Source organism: Undibacterium sp. Ji22W, assembly GCF_049340305.1.
Lineage (GTDB): Bacteria > Pseudomonadota > Gammaproteobacteria > Burkholderiales > Burkholderiaceae_D > Undibacterium.
On record NZ_JBMPOU010000003.1, the window covers coordinates 1,011,109 to 1,028,636 of the forward strand.

Here is a 17,528-nt window from a genome sequence, read left to right on the forward strand (position 1 = left end):
AGAGCTAGAAGATGACGTGGGTGGCGTTGGAGATAGATCAAGCAGCCGACAGGAGGGCTATATCTTTAGTTTTCATGCTTATTCTCCTTTGGACATTGATAGAGTTGAGAGTTTGGCAGTAGCGCCGCACAGCGTCAAGTAGCGGGCAGATTCTTGCAACATGTCTGTGTAAAAATTTCTGTGAGTATTGGCATCAAATGAGTCAACAAGTTGCATTTAAAATGAGCCATTCTATTGCATGGAAAAGCGCCATGCAGTTGCAAGCTGCCTCCACGTTTGGACTAGCGCTTTTAAAAACCTAGGAATGCATCACGGTGAGGGGAGATGCAGTTTGTCTATCAGGCAAAAACGGCAAAACAAAGGGTAGCCAACGAGCTTATTTGTAGAGACTATCCAAAGGACTGCGAGTATTGCCATGAATGCTGCCTACATGTGTGTAAATCATCGTGGTGCTCAGGTCAGCGTGTCCCAACAGTTCTTGAATCGTACGAATATCGCAGCCAGATTGCAGCAGATGGGTGGCAAACGAGTGGCGTAAGGTATGTGGCGTAGCGGCTAAGTTGATGCCGGCCCGTACTTTTGCAGTCGTAAAAGCACGTTGAAAACTGCGATCAGTCAAATGCTCGCGAACGTTCCTGCCGGATGCCGCATCTATCGTATAGCGTGCCTGTGGAAAGACCCAATACCAAGGCCAAGTTTGCCCCGCCGTCGGATAGAGACGAGCGATGTTCGCGGGCAAAGCGACCTCGGCTACATTACCGGCACGATCTTTGGCCCAAATGCTATTGGCAAACGCCAGCTGCGCATTGAGCAAATCCAACAGCGCAACTGGCAGCATTAAACTGCGATCCTTCTTCCCTTTGCCCTCTCTCACGGTAATAGTCTGATTCGGAAAATCCAGATCTTTGACGCGCAAGTTAAGCGCTTCATTGAGTCTCATCCCTGTACCGTATAACAGCGTCGCCAACAACAAATGCACGTCAGACAAATGAGAAAACAATGTGCTTATATCTTCCTTAGACAGCACGATCGGCAAGCGATGACTCGCACGAGGCGTACCAATCGCATTGAGCCAAGGCAGATCAATGCGAAGAACATGTTTGTATAAAAATAGCAGTGCAGCGAGTGCTTGTTTATGCGTCGATGCCGACACTCCTTTCTCATTGGCGAGATAACTCAAAAACGCTGTCACCTCTACCGATCCCATGTCTTTTGGATGCCTAAGTTGATGAAAGCGAATATACGAACGACACCAATACACATACACTTGTTCAGTGCTGGCACTATAGTGCTTATATCGAATTGCTTCCTTGACTCGATCCAGAAGCTTGGTAGAATGCAAAGGGATTGTAGTGACGGTTTTCATAGAAAATTTAATACTGATTAAATATACAGTATATCTATGAAAAACCTTACTACAAAAGGGTTTTAAGAATATTTTTTAAACTTTTTATGCGAACTGTGTCGGTTTTATTCGACGAACGGTCGCGGAAAACACGTTAGTCCTTAAAATCATGCAACGACTTTCCATATTTCTCGTGCTAATCCTAGCGCTACTCGCTAAAGAGGCGATTGCTTGCAAGCTCGCACCAAAAGGTTATGACTTGAAAGTTTTTCTTGCGAGTCGAGAGCCCGGACAGGTTGTCTTCCTAGGAAAAGTTATTTCAATTGATCCAATACCGTCCTCTAGTTCATCAATTTCAACTCAGAAAATTAGCTTTCAAGTGAGCAGATGGTGGCGTGGACAAGCGCGTGATGTTGTTATTGCGATAGGTGTGCAGGGTTCGGCAAAGGGCACAAGTTGTGAAGGTGTTTTCGATTTCAGCGCTAAAATAGGACAAGAATTTCTCGTTGTTGGTTACGAGGAGAATGGTGAAATTCGACCATCGAAGCAGCTCAGCAAAGAACTCGAAGGCGACAAGCTAACCAAAGATATTTTGGCGCTATTAGGGGAAGAAAAGTGAATCGTCGACCGTTGTCTTATGGACTAACTGGACAATCGATAGGGAATCGCAAATGAAAATTTCAGTTCTATTTTTATCCACGAAGGCGATCCCTTCATCTCAGCGTTAAGTCTCTTTTCTTGGGGTGGTTTTGGCTAATCTGGGCTGGGTGCTTCCTGCTGGTTTGGAGATGGTCATTTGCGGCAGCTAGTGGTTGCGCAAGCGCAGTGATTACTGAGGAGGCGCGGAGTTTCAGAAGTGAATCTGGGGCTGACACACGAATCGCACCAACCGTGTTTTTTGGCGCAGAAGTGAAGTAGAATTCGAGCGGTTCAATACGTCCGCATCTTGGACGTTTAGTTTTTTCGTAGCACTCGTAGGTGATAGCTTCGGCACAGCCAACCCGACTTAACAGGGCGGTCGTCGGGGAATCGCCGATGACCGCTTCACTTTGATTTATATTTTCCGTGGCGGCGACCCCGTCACCTCTGACGTTAAGCGTCCAATAACCCTGCCACAATCAAGCTATGCGTTCATTAGAAATACTCGTCACTCAATGGACTAAAGAAAATGTTGCACCCTTGCCGCCTGTTAGCGCTAGTGTCGTAAGTGAGACATTTGCGCGTCTTAATGCAGTAGCCACATCGGATATCCTTTATCTGTATTCGTTGATGGGCGGTATGGAGAACATGACGGGTGACCTTTGGCGGCACTGGTCGATGGATGAAATCTTGGCTGAAAATATTGAGCCCTCCGAATTCGGAGTGCTCTTCGCTGACTACCTTATCTCGTCATGGTGCTATCGTGCCAAAGCGAAACTTGACAATACAAGTGCGGTATATGTCGATCACTTCGACGAAAAAGCCCCTATATTGGTAGCGGATAGCCTTGAGGAGTTCTTCGATCATTACCTAAAGAGTTCGGGAGAAGCACTACACAATCACTACAGGCCAAATAATGACGCTTAACAGGATGGTCGATCGGACTGGCCGCGATGCGGCTCAGTATTTTATTTATCCGTGTGCGGCCATCCGCTCACCGTTGCGTTAGCTTACATGACCAACTATCGACTTTCTGCTGGGACCGACGTTGCTGAAATGGCTTTGTTCGACACTGAGGCGATTCCTCAATCTCGTCCACTAAACGAAAAAGGGCTTGATGACCTTGAAACGAGTAAGCATCTTATTCGTCTTCCGACAGGTGCGGATGGTGGTTACCTTTTGCACTTGTACGTCGATGAGTCACCTCCAGAAAAGGTCATGGAGTACTGTCTAACGGAAGATAAGTTGACAGGCAAGTTCAGCTCTTTGAATGGCCGCGTTGCGTTTGGCGGAGTTGAATCGACCTTCCGAGAGTTCACACCAAATCCTCTCATTCGCGACGATGTAGTCATCCCTGAAGGTAATTATGCTTTCACAGCGTATCGAACCGACATCCCCGACGAAGTCGTCAATCAAGCTATTCAAGTGGCTAGCACGTCCAGAGAACGTTGGCTGGATAGAGCGCCATTAATGGTCACATTGATTACTCTCGGGATCGCCATTGTATTCGCGGCGTTTAAGAACTTCCTTGCCGGAGGGTTGGTTTTGGTCTTAGGCCACGTTTCCTTCAAATTGGTTAAGCGTCTCCCAGACCAAGGCGCGCTAGCGGCACGTCGTGATAAAGCGCAAGAGGATTTTCCAAGCATCGTCATCGAGTTGCGAGCTAACATAGCGGTGGATCGGGATCGCGAATGAAGCTTCATTTTTATATATTTGCGGTGGTCGCGTTCCGATCACCTAGACGTTAATCATCATGAAAATTACAGTTTTCTTAGCCAGCTTGGCGCTGTCATATTCAACAGATGTATATGCACAATCAAAACTCGAGTATCTTGAATGCCAAAGTGATAGATTGAATTTGACTCAGCCAACAAACGCGGAGCAGAAAGCAAAGCGCGATAATTTAAAGCGTTCGCCAAACTTATTTGTGGATGAATTTCTCTGGCAAGAGCGGCAAAAGGAACTTAAAGCGAGTGATTGGCCTGTCACTGTAAACAAAAAACCGTATGAGGTAACTTGGGAAGAGGCGAAAAAATTAATTCTTCGTGGTGTGGTTACACATATCATGCAAAATCACGATCGATCTGTATATTTGATTACGAATCGCGGTTCGCACTTTGTGACGAAACAACCGACAATTGATAACATCTATCTAGTTGTAAGCTCAGTCGATCCTTGTCACCTCTATATTCATGTGTTAACGGAGTAACAAGGAACGAAATGATTAACTCAACAATCGACAAGGGCGCAAATTTGCGCCTGTCATTTCAGCGTTAGCGCCCATATCCTCACAAACCTTCGCCGTTCCGGAGTCACTCAGAAGTCTGGTTCTGATGCAAAAGGGGCAGGTCTTGCGTACGGCGAGAGATGTGGCTCGTACAGAGCTTTCTTCAGCTGGTGTCCGCGAGGGTTGCGAACTGCACAGCTTCTTCTCCAAGCTTCAAATCGGGTTCTTTAAGTGCCATTCTTCGGACGAAGAGCTTTGCGATATTTGCGAGCCAACGCCTGAGATTGCAACTGGCTATTGAATAATAAATTATTCGGTTTTAAATATTAGTAATATGAGTGCAGTGCGTCTAACTCTTCGCAGTTGAGAATGGCGATAATCAATCACAACATTCTGCGGATGTTCGATACCGAGTTCTTGTGTTCCATAGACCAGCATATTGCAGCTTTGGTTCACCAGCATGCGTCACAAAGCCGACTAGATGTCACGCTTTTTTCAGTGAAGCTTCAAACGTCGGACGGAAGTAGCATCCCTTTGTCGATAGTCGTCATGTTGGCCAGACATGATCCAAAAAGAGATGAAACTCACGTGAGCTCGTGATCCGAAACAGCGCCTGATTGTAAGGATATAGACGCCGAATCATGCCGTATTTTTCGACCATTCCTGGATTTAAGCACACGATTGCTACGCCGAAGTGATCCTTCTCCAAAGGCAGAAATTCGTATTTTTCAAAAAAGCTGCGAGGTCGGCCGCAAAGTAGTTCCGTCGGTATCGTCAGTCCTGTGCGATATGCTTCGTAAGGCACGCAATAATGACGCGCTAGCGCACGTCCGAGGGCAGCGAGACTAAGTTTAAATTCCTCGATCAAGACAGTTTCGATGTCAATCTGATGTCGGCGCGCCCACGCGATGGCCATATCAAGTTCCGCACTGGATACCGCACCATCGGCAATCAGCGCATCGTATTTTGAGCGCAACGGCGGTGCCCTTAGTCGTTGAGCGAACGCGATCGCGAGTGCCTCGCATAAGTCACACAATCCTTCTTCGGCTAGTGCCGAAAACTCACCACCTTCGCGGTCATTGATGAGTTGGATGACGCCTAATAGCGCGCCATGTTCGTTATCGAGTATCGGTTGCACCATCATTTGGCGCGATGTGTAACCAGTAATTTCATCAATCTTGCGACAAAAAACCAGGCCGCGTTGAAGCTGATTTAACTCCTCCGCGTCATAGACATTATTGATGCGCACCCCTAGCTTGTTGAGCGCGACGTTTCCCGCGATACTTTGAGAACCGATAGGCAAGCTCAAATCCTTGCTTGAATGTATTCCTGTCTTTATCTTAGAAAAGATAGTCTTCCCATCGGCGCTCACTGCATACAATGTTAGACGGCTACAGGCGAATAGGGCACAAATATCAGGGGCTAATTCCAGCATGATGTCTTCGATGAGCTGCGTGGCGTGAATACGGTTGCTCAGGTTTTGTAACTGTTTGGCAAAACCGCGACGGTTGTTCGCTCCATCGTCTTGCGAGTGAGAAATCGACTCTTGTCGCACTTTGCTAAGTTCATGTTGCAACAACTTACGACGTTGCCGTAAGGCGATCGCCATAATCGTGCACAAACTCGTCAAGCCCTCGTGCGCAAAACTGGCAAATGCCTTGTGTGTGACATGATTGACTAATTGAACGACGCCGAGCAAAACGCCATCGACCTGCAGGATAGGCGCAGCCATCATTTGCGTGCTGCAATAGCCAGTGAGTTGATCTACTTTGTCACAAAAACGTAAATCGGGGTCAATTAGCCCGAGTTCAATTTGATCGTGTACGTCGGCTATATTGATCGTGCTTTTTGATTGCGCCACAAAGCCAGCGATGCTGTGTTTGTTGATGGGCAAAGTTAAGCTTTTGCTTGAATTAATGCCAGTTGTAATGATGGAGCGTATGGTCTTGGCATCGTCGCCCAACACATACAGCGATAGGCGATCGCACAGAAATAAGTCGCAGATGTCGCGCGACAATTCAGGCAAGATCTCGTCGAACCGATTGGCTCCGTGTATTTTATTGCTGATTGCCTGCAGTCCATCTGCGAAGCGAATACGTGCTTCCAGTTCATCAATCTGGAAATCCAAAAAATTATTCATTGTCTGGCCTTGTTCATGTCGTTAGCGTCGGGGCTGCTATCCAGTTATTGGGCTCTCTACATTGTGGCGCAAAAGCAGGATCGTGCGATCCAAATGTGTGACCAATTCTAGCGTAATTCTGGAATAAGTCATTATTACTGTGCAGTTCGCGGAGTTGTGCTACCTCACGAATAAGGAGGTCCGACCGATTCAACATGGTTGGCGAAACAAGCTAACCCGCAATAGCGTGATTGCCAAGCGAATCACCTATCGGCCGTACTTTATGGCAGACTATACGCTTTGCATAGTTCAAAGAGACAATAAGACATCATGAGCACCAACGATACTCCCGACAATCGCGATACCAAAGACTGTCCAGTTTGTGGCGAAACTATTAAAGCAGTTGCGATCAAATGCCGTTTCTGCAATACCGATCTACAGGCGCACATGATACATGCGGAGCATGAGGCAGAAAAAATTCTGTTTGCCGGTCATCCCGCTACCATTTTTAGCGCGTGGCAATGGATCATCGTCGTACTGACACTGGGTATCGGCTTTTTATACTATTGGTTCAAGGCGCGTGATCTTCATTATGAAATAACGACACAAAGGGTAAAGCTAGAGCGTGGCATTTTTTCCAAAGTAAAAGATAACGTCGAACTCTTTACGATAGAACATTTTGACTTGAAGTCGCCGTTTGGCATGCGCCTGATGGGCTACTGCATATTACAACTCAGATCATCCGACACCAGCTATTCGCAACTGCATCTGTACGGCATTAAAAATTTAGAAGAACTTGCAGATACGCTACGCGAATGCTCTATGCGTGAACGACAACGGCGTCGAGTCACTGCGATTATTCAACCCTAAAAGTAGCCGGCAAATTGGTGGGAAGGTGAGTCTTTGAGAATGGTCAAGCGCCATGTCTATATCGTTTACCTTGTTCGTTTCTTCGAATAAGTTGCAGCGCACGCTCGATTCGGGGTCTGTTATATCGCTGTAGTAAAACGGGATAAAGATTGAAAAGAACATTGAAGATGATTAACCACATCGCATCGCGCAGACCGCGATTCACCGCCACCACCACGCTCACGACCAGAACGATCAAAAAAATGATCAGATGACCGAGTTCAGATTTTTTCGTTCTGAGAAGATTGTGCTCTAAAGCTTTTACGTTTTTCTCGATCGGATTCGATTTTTTATTCAGCTTTTCCCATCCTATGATGACCAACATTTTTCTGAATAAATTAATCCCTAAATAGCCATACAATTTTCCTTCCCTTTCCCATGCCTTTGCTGTGTAGTAGGGTGAGGTGAGCTCCTTGGTCTGAGTCTCAGTGAAGATAGACACCCAAAACATCAGTAGAAAATTGAGTGCCCAAGCAAAAGAAAGACTCTGCATACGCATCGAATACGCAAGAAATATCGTTGATCCTAGGGCAGCAATCACGATCAATAGTGGTAGAAAGATCTTTTTCATAGCGCATTCTGTTTCGTAAGATGAGGTGCTGCATTTTGACCTAGGTTGAATAGGAAATGCAAACAGCTCAAGATGCACAAAAAGTGTTTGACTGGTATATGAGGCGTTTCTATAAACATGTTGCGTCAAAACTTGAGGCTGTTCGTGCTTGTAGCTGATCAAGAATTATCGTCTTATTCTGCCAAAGCTTCCTGCGCACGAGTTTTAGCATTGCCTTGAGCATCTTCATGGCTTTGTTCCGACCAACCAAGACGCCTCACGGTGATTTGTTCATTCTTCGTCGGGTTTTGATTGAGGTTTCTGCCCAGAAGCTGGGGATTAGCATGGAAACATCCTCTTAGTTTGCGTGCTAAAAATTGTGAAGTTTTAATTCTAAATGGAGAGCCATCGTCGTGCGTCCTTTCAATTCTAGGCTCATTCTAGGCTCGATGGCGCGAAGCGAGCTATATCCAATTCATCTCTATGCGTTTTCTCAAGAATTATGTCGCTGTCGCGACATCAGAACTATCTTGGTTCGTGCACCATGAAATTCCCTTAATGCCACGCGCCGATGAAATTTTGATAGCGATGATGTAGGATAGGCACTATTACAAATAGAATGCCAAAAAACATGTCTTTCCGTTCGACCGCCACCTTGCTCGCTTTGATAATCAGTTTCTGGCAACCCGAAGGTAGGGCGCAATCTATAGCACCTTTGCCCGCGTTGAAAGACAGTGCTAAATTTCTTGTAGGGGTCGCATTGAATGTGGGGAATGAAGTAGATGATTTGGTCGACATCAAGGAAAGCGCCGCACTGATTTCTACACAGTTCAACAGTATCGTTGCAGAAAACGGCATGAAAATGCGTTTCTTGCATCCCGCTGTTGACACTTATGATTTTGTGGCCGCTGATGCCCTCGTTGAGTATGCACGCGGACACGGGATGATTATGCATGGACATACTTTGATTTGGCATCATGATTCTCAGTTGCCGGACTGGATGAAATCTTATCAAGGTGACTGGCAAGCGATGTTGCGTGATCATGTACAGCAAATTTGCAGGCATTTTGCTGGCAAAGTTAAGAGCTGGGACGTCGTCAATGAAGCGATCGATAACAGACACACAGATCAATACCGCGCTACATTATTTCTCGATAAACTCGGGCCTGCTTATATAGAACAAGCCTTTATCGCCGCCCATGAAGCAGACCCAGCGGCAGTCCTGTATTACAACGACTTTGGGATGGAGTCAAAGGCCGAAAAATTGCAGTTCATGCTAACTATAATAGATGATTTCCAGCGCCGTCGTATTCCTCTGCATGGCATAGGTTTTCAGATGCATGTCAGAGTCGATAGCCCAAACATCGCGCAGATTAAAAGTGCGTTGCAGGCAGTGGTTGCACGGGGTTTGCAGGTACGCATTTCAGAGTTAGATGTCAGTCTAAATCAAACACGAAAGGTGGCAAATTTAGATCCCGCTCTGACGCAACTGCAAAAAAACAGATACCGAGAAATTGTCAGCGCCTATCTGCAAAGTGTGCCACCCGCCCAACGCGGAGGCATCACTTTCTGGGGTTTGTTGGACAAGGATTCATGGCTCGTCGAAAGCAAACCTTACCCCGATTGGCCTTTGCTGTTTGACGATCAAGGGCAGGCAAAGCCCGCTTTTTGGGGCGTGTTGGAGGGTTTGAAGGAGTTGCAATAGTTGGAAAGTGTTGGCAACTGTTGGCAACTGTTGGCAACTGTTTCTGGCACCGGACGCTGTAGAAAAATTGGTAGGTAAAAGTCTTGTTACCGCGCATCGGTAATTTCACGTCTCAGTCATACTGGGCGGCGATTCTACGATTGATTTGACACTGCAGCGCGATTAGATTTTCCATTAAGTGAATACCATTCCAGTAGTTCGTCACTCGGCATCGCACGTGCATACAGCCAACCTTGAGCGAATTCGACGCCTTGGTCTTTCAGAAAAGTCGCTTGCTCCTGCGTTTCCACGCCTTCAGCCACGACTTGCAGTTCCAGCTCACGCGCCAAATGGATCATTGCTCTGAGGAGTTTCTGTCCCCTGGATACATTTGCAATATCTTGCACAAAAACCCTATCCAGCTTTAACACTGTCAAGGGTAGATCTTTTAACCGGGATAATGATGAATATCCAGTTCCAAAGTCATCTAGGTGGATGCCAAATTTTAAGTGACGAATCTCGGTGATTAGCTCCAAAAAGTGCGGCTCGTTACTCATGAAGCAGCTCTCTGTTAATTCAAAATCCAGCAATCCGCCTGCCGTAGTTTGGGCATCCCGTAACTTTGAAAGTAATTCGGGATCACGCAATTGTTGCACACTAATATTGATCGCAACGCGCATGGGGCAAGCTTGTGCGTTCCACGTTGCAGCGTGATTCGCCGCAGTCGAGATGATCCAATTTCCAAGTGCAATAATTAGTCCGTTGGATTCACAACGGGGAATAAATTGATCGGGTCTAACATTGCCAGCTTCAGGATGCGTCCAGCGAATTAAGGCTTCTACTGCATTACAGCTGCCGTCTCTTAAATCGATTTTGGGTTGGTAGTGTAAGGCAAACTCATTTCTTTCTATGGCCAAGCGAAGGTTATGATCGAGCCAATGAAGGTGCTGACTCTTTTTGACAAGTTCTTCGTTAAATCGGCAATACACAGGCTCATCCAATTGCTCTGCTTCGGTAAGCGCTGTGTAAGCATTGCGGATGACATCACTCAAAGAAACACCGTCGGCGGGATAGGCAGAGGATCCAATAGAAACTTGAACCACGATGGCAGCATCTTCTAGTTGAAATGGTATCTTCAGTCGTTCCATGATGCGGCTGGCAAAACTCGCGATGGATGCATCGCTAATATCACCGGTTGCCAAGATAGAAAAACGCATTCCCAAGGACCTTCCGAGCCGATATCCTGGGGGCATAATTTCTTTAAGTGCCAATACAAATTCGTTTACAACCGCATTGCTTTGACGCATACCAAAATTACTATAGAGCTGAGAATAATTCCGAAGAAATATTCCAATGATCACATAGGGTGTTCCTGCCTCAGTCAACTCCTTGGCCCATTCTAATTGCGCCTGTCGGGTTGGTAAGCCTGTATCTGCATCGATGTAAAGCATCTTGCGGATGACTTCTTTGGACTCATTGAGCGCATCAACTGTTGAAATTATTTTTTCCCTGGACTGTGCAAAGCCAACAGCAAAAATCATCATGCCGACAGCAGTAAAAGGCACGGATAACAATTGGTCTAGTTGTTCAGCGCTGATATGACTACCAGGCAAGCGCAGCGGTAGGTAAAGAAGTGGATAGGTGAAAAATGCGATTCCGATCAGGTTGTAACCGCCCGAAGGATCTGCCTTGTGCCTATTCAGTCCCCGAATGCCACAAGCTGTGGTAAGTAGCACGATAACGGCATCAACACTGATGCTGAGGTCACGGCTAACAAGTGCGGCGATCGCAGCGGAAAATAGTGTGAAAACCAGAAATTTTCTTTCAGGTTTCCAACTTTGTCCTGGGTTCTTGGTCGTGTGCGCAAAACCAATGAGTAGAAGTGCTACGCCTATCAGGCAAGGCACCGCGGTAATCAAATCGCTGGAGTCGCCTTTAATCTCAAGTTCTCCCCAAAATACAGAACCTGTCCATGCAAACGCTCCGAGAGCCATGGCAGCGGCAAGAATGCTATACCCGCGTATATTCCACCTGCGATTCTCGCGCCAATAGATCAAGGCTAGCGCAGCACATAAAGCGCTACACGACACAGCTACACCATCAAAAAATGTTAGGGCGTGATTGTGCATAGATAGGATTTTAGTTCGCACTTTTTTCAATTTGCACTGCGGAAGGTGCCATCAGACATCATTCACAAGCCCTTGCGATTGAATGAATGTGGTCTAGCGAATAGATTCTAGTCTCGTGAAATATGCCGAGTCAATTTAAATCAATAGGTGCGAGGCTATTTGTGTCGGCTCTGACTAGCCCAACTGAGGCGCTAGCCCCTAGTTTTAGACTTAAGCTTAGGGAGTTTAAGTTCTAAAGGGAAAAATTTGGCGCAGCTAAAAAAATTCAACAGACATTTCAATTTACGACTTTTTCCTTGAAACGACTGACGATTGATGTTCTTTAACGAGGAAAGATTTTGAGTACCATCGCTCAAATAAGGTAATTGCATGCCTAGACTTGCGCCTCCAATTACTCGTTCACCTTTTGGCATAAACTAGCTGCAGCTTATGCCCTTAGTTCGTCATCCTTTCGTAGCGTCACCTTTCTGTGAATTGCTCTCAGCTATAGTCGCGCACCGCTTATCCAATAATAAATATGAAAAGCGCAGCGCCACTTAGTAAGACGTAGCGTGTGAAGAAAGGGCAAGTCATCGCCAGAGTAGGTAACTCTGGCGACTCACGCTGGCCGCATTTGCACTTTCAAGTAACGACAAATCCAAGCGTCCTCGAGAGCGAAGGGCTACCTTTTGTTATCGATCAATTTCGAATGAAGATTGCGAATGGCGAATGGATGACGCGAAGTAATGAATTTCCGTGGGGCGACGAAATATTGATCGATTTCAGCGAGGATAAAGCTATAGCAAAATGATCAGCATGTGCCCCTCAAATTTTAACGCGACGCAAGTAGGGAATCATGCAATTAGCTTCATGGAAGGACTACGTTTTTTGCCAATCTTTGAGGTGGAACTAGCTGGCCGCGGCTTGGTTGTCGCTCCAAGTGCCGCAGTCTGCGTATGACTTAACTTAAACACCGCGACTGTTTCTGCTAACTGACTCGCCTCGTCGCGCATCGATGCTGCCGCAGCTGCAGCTTCTTCTACCAAGGCTGCGTTTTGCTGTGTGACTTGATCCATTTGATCGATAGCAAAATTCACCTGTTCGATGCCGGTGCTCTGTTCTACGCTCGCAGCCATGATCTCAGCCATGATGTCGGTTACTCGTTTTACACTAATAACTATTTCGTTCATGGTGCTGCCAGCAACTGCTACTAGCTTGCTTCCGGCATCGACTTTCTCCACTGAATCACCTATCAGCGTCTTAATTTCTTTGGCTGCTGCGGCTGATCGCTGTGCCAGATTGCGTACTTCGCTGGCCACTACGGCAAAGCCTCGACCTTGTTCACCAGCGCGAGCAGCTTCGACCGCAGCATTCAACGCAAGAATATTGGTTTGGAACGCGATACCATCGATGACGGCAATGATATCGACGATTTTTTTAGCAGAATCATTGATCGAACTCATGGTGTCGACGACTTGAGAGACCACCTCGCCACCTTTAATCGCGACACCTGAGGCTGTCACTGCTAGTTGATTTGCCTGTTTGGCGTTGTCGGCATTTTGTTTTACCGTCGAAGTTAATTCAGACATTGAGCTCGCGGTATTTTCGAGAGAGGTTGCTTGTTGTTCTGTACGTACAGACAAGTCTTGGTTGCCCGACGCGATTTCCGAGGAGCCAGTCGAAATTGTTTCTGTAGTGCTGCGCACACGTCCCACTATACTGACCAAACTATCACGCATCTCCTTCATCGCTGATAAAACACTGGTCTTATCTCGCGCATCGACATCGATCGCAATACTAAGATCACCAGCGGCAATACTGCGGGCAATCGCACTAGCTTCGCTCGGCTCACCGCCGAGTGCTCTTGAAATATTACGTGCTATCAAAGTAGCGACCACGGCCCCCAAAACAAGTGCAGCAAAGCAGGTAATCAACATGAGTGTTTGAAAACCACTGGCCGTTGCGCGGGCCATCGTTGATTCCTGGCGATTCAGGTTTTCTTCAAAATCAATCAACTTATTAATTCGACCTAGCCACTCGATAAAAGCCGGACGTGCTTCGCTCAGCATGACTTGCTTAGCCTGATCCGCATCACCAGCACGACGTAATTCGATAACTTTCTTGATCATCGGCAGCGTACGTGCCTCAGTCTCTTTGATGCTTTCTAAGATGTTCTTTTCTTCGTTGCTGACGTCTTTGCTCTCACTGAACATCTTATCTAAGGGTGCTGCCGACTTTTCATAATCAGCCGATAAGTTAGCAATGGTAGCGAGGACTGGGTCAAGTTCTGCATCGCTTGGCACCAAAATCACATCACGCAATGCAATCGCTCTGTCATGCACACTGCCTCGAAAATTGATCGCATAGCGTTGCTTGACACTATTTACGTCCCCAATGGTCGTTAATCCTGTTGAGATCGAATTGACCTGTCTAATACCAATAATGGTCAAAGCGACCATCATTAATAGAACCAATGCAAATCCCAATCCAATGCGCGCCTTGAGGGTGAGATTACTAAATACCTTGGCATTCATAATGCCTCCAAATTATTAAAAGTTTTGTCGTAAGAGCCAGATTTACACATCAGGATTGACTCTCCGAGATGCACTTGAGGTAGGGATATTGACTAAGCTAGCTTCTAGGACAAGCTTGAAAATAACAATGTAGGCTAAGATTTTTCTAACATGCTTTCGATAAAAGACTTTTATCGTGAAATTGCAGTACGGCAATGTAACACCATTACCAAAGCTTTGCTGACGTCGGTCGATTTGGTGAATTGGGGAATAGGCTATTAGCAAGAGACCTAGTGACAACATGAGAAAAGAATGGTGTTGATACGCCAACTTCTCACTGTTGGCAACAAACATTGTGCGGAACTCTAGGATCAAGTTTTGACGATCAATATTACTGTCTACCCAGCACAACCTGGTTCATCACATGGTGACGCAAATCTAAATTACGACAGATCTTGGCCAAACAAAATTGACACTGTAGCTATGCGCGTTGGATTTCTTTATCTTGATTCTCTTTCTAAATCTCAGTCTCGCTTAGAAATTGAGCGTGCAAAGTAGGGCGATCGAATATGTGTTGCACACAAGTGGCTTCACCAAATTTTTTCTAGCCTTGAATATACGGACACAGAGCCTTGAAGAATCCAGTGCCGTCCCAAAGCCTTTCTTCTTTGACTTGATCCTAAAGACAAATCTCGCAAATTCTGAACAACTCAACCCTCTCATTTTGCAGTTCATCGGTTTTCGCCGATAGACTTTACCGAAGTCATTTACTGTGACGACATGGACAACCGGCTTACACGCCAATCACCGGTCTTTGTGAGTCAATCAGTAGGGGAAAATCATGTTAGAAATTCAGAATGTCGTCAAAACTTTCGGTAAGGCAGTGACGGCGGTGGACAATGTCTCGCTGTCGCTAACCCGGGGTGTCGTCGGCTTAATTGGTCACAACGGCGCGGGTAAAACGACGTTGATGCAAATGATCGCAACGCTGACAAAACCCACGAGTGGCGAGATTATTTTTCAAGGCGTCAATATCATCAAAAAACCTGATGCGATTCGGCAGCGATTGGGTTTTCTACCGCAAGACTTTGGGGTTTATCCCAATTTATCTGCCCTCGAATTTATGCAGTATTTTGCCGCGCTGAAAGGCGTCAAAGATCCGCGCCGTATTAAAGAGTTGCTCGAACTGGTGAACCTGCAAGATCACGCAAATCGCTCGGCAGCTGCTTTCTCAGGTGGTATGCGTCGACGCTTGGGAATTGCACAGGCCTTGCTGAATGATCCCGATATTTTGATCGTCGATGAACCAACAGCCGGACTCGATCCAGAAGAGCGTCTGCGCTTCCGCAATCTGTTAGGTGATATTGGTCATAGTAAATTGGTGATTATGTCCACGCATATTGTGTCCGATGTCGAGAGTGTAGCGAGTGAATTGGCGATTATGCGTTCGGGTAAATTGATCGGATTCGATACCCCCGACAACATGATAGAAAACGCGCGTGGCCAAGTCTGGTCGGCACAGGTTTCACTAGCAGAATTAGAAGAATTGCGCGCTCGCACCAACGTATTGCACATGCAGCGCCAAGGCGAGGTCGTGAATGTTCGTGTAGCGCATCCGCACTCACCATGTGTGGGTGCTGTATTGGCGACACCGAGTTTAGAAGAAGCGCTGATGGCACAGCGTTACGCCAATCATGACAGCATTTTGTGAGGTGGATGAGCATGTCGACACAGCAAATTCTCGTCATAAAATCCTTGGTGATGAATGAAGTCCGACTGCGTTCACGTCGCTTCAGCACCTTGGTTGTACTTGTATTGATCGCACTACTGGCGCGTTTGATTTTTGGCGCAGGTGACGGCAAATTGAGTATCTTGGTGATCAATCAAGCGCGTACCATCTACAATAGTTCCTCACTTGCCTTGGGCACTGCCTGTCTGTTTTCGCCCTTACTCGGGTTATTGAGTTTTTACTTAATTCGAGGCCGAATCGCGGAGGATGCACGTTGTGGAATTGGTGCAGTGATTGCCACCACGCGAATCGGCAATAGCACCTTTATCTTCAGTCGTTGGTTGGGAGCGGTGGCATACTTACTCCTCATTCTTGCGGCATATATGATAACGGTCATGGGCTTGCAAATCGTGCGCGGTGAAAGTGCATTGCAGCTGATGGTTTATCTGAAAGTGTATGGCCTAGTGCTGCTTCCTGTAATCTTTTTTGGCGCGAGCTGTGCAATCTTGTTCGACAGTGTTCCGCTTCTCATGGGCAAAGCGGGCGATGTGATTTACTTCTTCATTTGGGTATTTCAAATATCGATGCTCGATAGAGTAGGGCACGATCGCGTCACTAGCATGCCGCCGCTCATGATCCTAGAAGGATTAGGAATGACGATCGTCGATCTGATGGTTCGCACACAATTTACGGTGCATAGCATTTCGATTGGACTTGGTACCTTCAATCCAAGTTTGACAGCCAATGTTGTCGAATTGGCGGCGTTTCCCACTACCATATTGCAGTATCGTGCCGTCACGACCTTGCTGAGTTTTATCCCTATGTTGCTCGCGATTCCGCTGTTTCATCGCTATTCGCCTGACAAAATAAAATTGTCGAATATCAGAAAACGTAGAACACCCTTTGAGATCGTCAACGCATGGCTTCGCCCGGTTTCGCGCCTTGCGAAACCGCTCTTCGGTTTCGCAGCGAAGACCCCCAATTTCGCCGGGCAAGTAGTCGCGGAAGTCGCAGTGACTTTAGTCAACTCACCGCTCGCTATTATTGCAATGATTGGGTTCTCGCTTTTCGCCGCACTCATGAATGTGAAAAACCTGCCAGGTATCTTGGTCTTTGCCTGTGCTTTGTGGGGAGTCTTGATTAGTGATCTGAGTACGCGAGATCATCAGGCGCAGTTGTGTGCCATGGGCGACGCGGTGAGTGGTGGCGCAGATCGTCGCTACCTACGTCAATTTGCGGCCAGTGTGTTGTTAGGGTTCATGCTGTTCGGTATCGTCTTGTATCGTTGGAGTTTTCAGGCACCACATTTCGCTTTGGCACTATTCGTTGGCGTACTTTTTATGAGTGCTTTGGCATCCATGTTGGGGCGATTGACCCGCACGTCTCGTGCCTTTCTCGGGCCATTCATGTTTTGGTTTTACCTTGCGATTCAAACCAAGGGTGCGCCTTATTTTGACGTGCTGGCGTTCAATGAATCTGCAAGCAATAATTCCATTTTGTTTTACAGTGAAATCGGACTTGCCGCTTTGGTATTGGGATTTGCTTATAACCGAAATCAAGCGCGTTAAGAGGGTGACTTTAATCTTATTACTTGCACGACTCTGTGCTTCGTCAAGTCAACGTCAAGGCCATGGTCGCGCAAATTGCATGTCTTTATTGGCATTCTGTCATAAACCGAAATAGTGATCGGAACATTTTTTGTACG

14 protein-coding genes are annotated in these 17,528 nt (G+C 46.7%); 9 read left to right on the forward strand and 5 right to left on the reverse strand.

Annotated elements, in window-relative coordinates; translation table 11 throughout:
- Nucleotides 1–376: 376 nt before the first annotated feature.
- A complete protein-coding gene (locus ACO0KW_RS16935; protein WP_423054525.1) occupies nucleotides 377–1,366 on the reverse strand; it encodes an integron integrase in 990 nt (329 codons plus the stop codon).
- Nucleotides 1,367–1,514: 148 nt separating this feature from the next.
- Here ACO0KW_RS16935 and ACO0KW_RS16940 point away from each other — a divergent pair, with 148 nt between their 5' ends.
- The 4 genes from ACO0KW_RS16940 (at nucleotide 1,515) to ACO0KW_RS16955 (ending at nucleotide 4,193) form a co-directional block, all read left to right on the forward strand.
- A complete protein-coding gene (locus ACO0KW_RS16940) occupies nucleotides 1,515–1,964 on the forward strand; it encodes a hypothetical protein (RefSeq protein WP_423054527.1) in 450 nt (149 codons plus the stop codon).
- Nucleotides 1,965–2,470: 506 nt separating this feature from the next.
- Nucleotides 2,471–2,911, forward strand: a complete 441-nt coding sequence (locus tag ACO0KW_RS16945) for a hypothetical protein (protein WP_423054528.1) — start codon at nucleotides 2,471–2,473, stop codon at nucleotides 2,909–2,911.
- An 87-nt stretch (nucleotides 2,912–2,998) separates the two neighbouring features.
- The gene (locus ACO0KW_RS16950; RefSeq protein ID WP_423054529.1) at nucleotides 2,999–3,679 is read left to right on the forward strand and encodes a hypothetical protein; all 681 of its coding nucleotides are present in this window, start codon (nucleotides 2,999–3,001) and stop codon (nucleotides 3,677–3,679) included.
- Nucleotides 3,680–3,737: 58 nt separating this feature from the next.
- Nucleotides 3,738–4,193, forward strand: coding sequence for a hypothetical protein (locus ACO0KW_RS16955; RefSeq protein WP_423054530.1), 456 nt, complete (start codon nucleotides 3,738–3,740; stop codon nucleotides 4,191–4,193).
- Between the two features lie 565 nt (nucleotides 4,194–4,758).
- Here the strand turns inward: ACO0KW_RS16955 and ACO0KW_RS16960 are convergent.
- Nucleotides 4,759–6,351, reverse strand: coding sequence for a GAF domain-containing protein (locus ACO0KW_RS16960; RefSeq protein WP_423054531.1), 1,593 nt, complete (start codon nucleotides 6,349–6,351; stop codon nucleotides 4,759–4,761).
- 309 nt (nucleotides 6,352–6,660) lie between these two features.
- Here ACO0KW_RS16960 and ACO0KW_RS16965 point away from each other — a divergent pair, with 309 nt between their 5' ends.
- On the forward strand, nucleotides 6,661–7,200 hold the full coding sequence (locus ACO0KW_RS16965) for a PH domain-containing protein (RefSeq protein ID WP_423054532.1): 540 nt from the start codon (nucleotides 6,661–6,663) through the stop codon (nucleotides 7,198–7,200).
- Between the two features lie 43 nt (nucleotides 7,201–7,243).
- On the opposite strand, the gene ACO0KW_RS16970 is transcribed toward ACO0KW_RS16965, so the two are convergent.
- Nucleotides 7,244–7,810: a hypothetical protein gene (locus tag ACO0KW_RS16970; RefSeq protein ID WP_423054534.1), complete on the reverse strand. Its 567-nt coding sequence runs from the start codon at nucleotides 7,808–7,810 to the stop codon at nucleotides 7,244–7,246.
- Between the two features lie 610 nt (nucleotides 7,811–8,420).
- On the opposite strand from ACO0KW_RS16970, the gene ACO0KW_RS16975 reads away from it, so the two are divergent.
- A complete protein-coding gene (locus tag ACO0KW_RS16975) occupies nucleotides 8,421–9,494 on the forward strand; it encodes an endo-1,4-beta-xylanase (RefSeq protein ID WP_423054535.1) in 1,074 nt (357 codons plus the stop codon).
- 134 nt (nucleotides 9,495–9,628) lie between these two features.
- On the opposite strand, the gene ACO0KW_RS16980 is transcribed toward ACO0KW_RS16975, so the two are convergent.
- The gene (locus ACO0KW_RS16980) at nucleotides 9,629–11,467 is read right to left on the reverse strand and encodes a putative bifunctional diguanylate cyclase/phosphodiesterase (protein WP_423054537.1); all 1,839 of its coding nucleotides are present in this window, start codon (nucleotides 11,465–11,467) and stop codon (nucleotides 9,629–9,631) included.
- A gap of 688 nt (nucleotides 11,468–12,155) precedes the next feature.
- Here ACO0KW_RS16980 and ACO0KW_RS16985 point away from each other — a divergent pair.
- A complete protein-coding gene (locus ACO0KW_RS16985; RefSeq protein ID WP_423054538.1) occupies nucleotides 12,156–12,392 on the forward strand; it encodes a M23 family metallopeptidase in 237 nt (78 codons plus the stop codon).
- A gap of 43 nt (nucleotides 12,393–12,435) precedes the next feature.
- On the opposite strand, the gene ACO0KW_RS16990 is transcribed toward ACO0KW_RS16985, so the two are convergent.
- On the reverse strand, nucleotides 12,436–14,115 hold the full coding sequence (locus ACO0KW_RS16990) for a methyl-accepting chemotaxis protein (RefSeq protein ID WP_423054539.1): 1,680 nt from the start codon (nucleotides 14,113–14,115) through the stop codon (nucleotides 12,436–12,438).
- 820 nt (nucleotides 14,116–14,935) lie between these two features.
- Between ACO0KW_RS16990 and ACO0KW_RS16995 the strand changes: the two genes are divergently transcribed.
- Both ACO0KW_RS16995 and ACO0KW_RS17000 read left to right on the forward strand, forming a co-directional pair.
- On the forward strand, nucleotides 14,936–15,805 hold the full coding sequence (locus tag ACO0KW_RS16995; protein WP_423054540.1) for an ABC transporter ATP-binding protein: 870 nt from the start codon (nucleotides 14,936–14,938) through the stop codon (nucleotides 15,803–15,805).
- A gap of 11 nt (nucleotides 15,806–15,816) precedes the next feature.
- Entirely contained in the window at nucleotides 15,817–17,391 is a 1,575-nt protein-coding gene (locus tag ACO0KW_RS17000) for a hypothetical protein (RefSeq protein WP_423054541.1), read from the forward strand.
- Nucleotides 17,392–17,528: the final 137 nt, after the last annotated feature.

Coding starts and splice junctions, on each gene's coding strand:
- ACO0KW_RS16990 (WP_423054539.1), bottom strand. CDS start 14,115: ATGAATGCCAAGGTATTTAGTAATCTCACCCTCAAGGCGCGCATTGGA.
- ACO0KW_RS16970 (WP_423054534.1), bottom strand. CDS start 7,810: ATGAAAAAGATCTTTCTACCACTATTGATCGTGATTGCTGCCCTAGGA.
- ACO0KW_RS16940 (WP_423054527.1), top strand. CDS start 1,515: ATGCAACGACTTTCCATATTTCTCGTGCTAATCCTAGCGCTACTCGCT.
- ACO0KW_RS16950 (WP_423054529.1), top strand. CDS start 2,999: ATGACCAACTATCGACTTTCTGCTGGGACCGACGTTGCTGAAATGGCT.
- ACO0KW_RS17000 (WP_423054541.1), top strand. CDS start 15,817: ATGTCGACACAGCAAATTCTCGTCATAAAATCCTTGGTGATGAATGAA.
- ACO0KW_RS16935 (WP_423054525.1), bottom strand. CDS start 1,366: ATGAAAACCGTCACTACAATCCCTTTGCATTCTACCAAGCTTCTGGAT.
- ACO0KW_RS16955 (WP_423054530.1), top strand. CDS start 3,738: ATGAAAATTACAGTTTTCTTAGCCAGCTTGGCGCTGTCATATTCAACA.
- ACO0KW_RS16945 (WP_423054528.1), top strand. CDS start 2,471: ATGCGTTCATTAGAAATACTCGTCACTCAATGGACTAAAGAAAATGTT.
- ACO0KW_RS16960 (WP_423054531.1), bottom strand. CDS start 6,351: ATGAATAATTTTTTGGATTTCCAGATTGATGAACTGGAAGCACGTATT.
- ACO0KW_RS16995 (WP_423054540.1), top strand. CDS start 14,936: ATGTTAGAAATTCAGAATGTCGTCAAAACTTTCGGTAAGGCAGTGACG.
- ACO0KW_RS16980 (WP_423054537.1), bottom strand. CDS start 11,467: ATGGCTCTCGGAGCGTTTGCATGGACAGGTTCTGTATTTTGGGGAGAA.
- ACO0KW_RS16965 (WP_423054532.1), top strand. CDS start 6,661: ATGAGCACCAACGATACTCCCGACAATCGCGATACCAAAGACTGTCCA.
- ACO0KW_RS16975 (WP_423054535.1), top strand. CDS start 8,421: ATGTCTTTCCGTTCGACCGCCACCTTGCTCGCTTTGATAATCAGTTTC.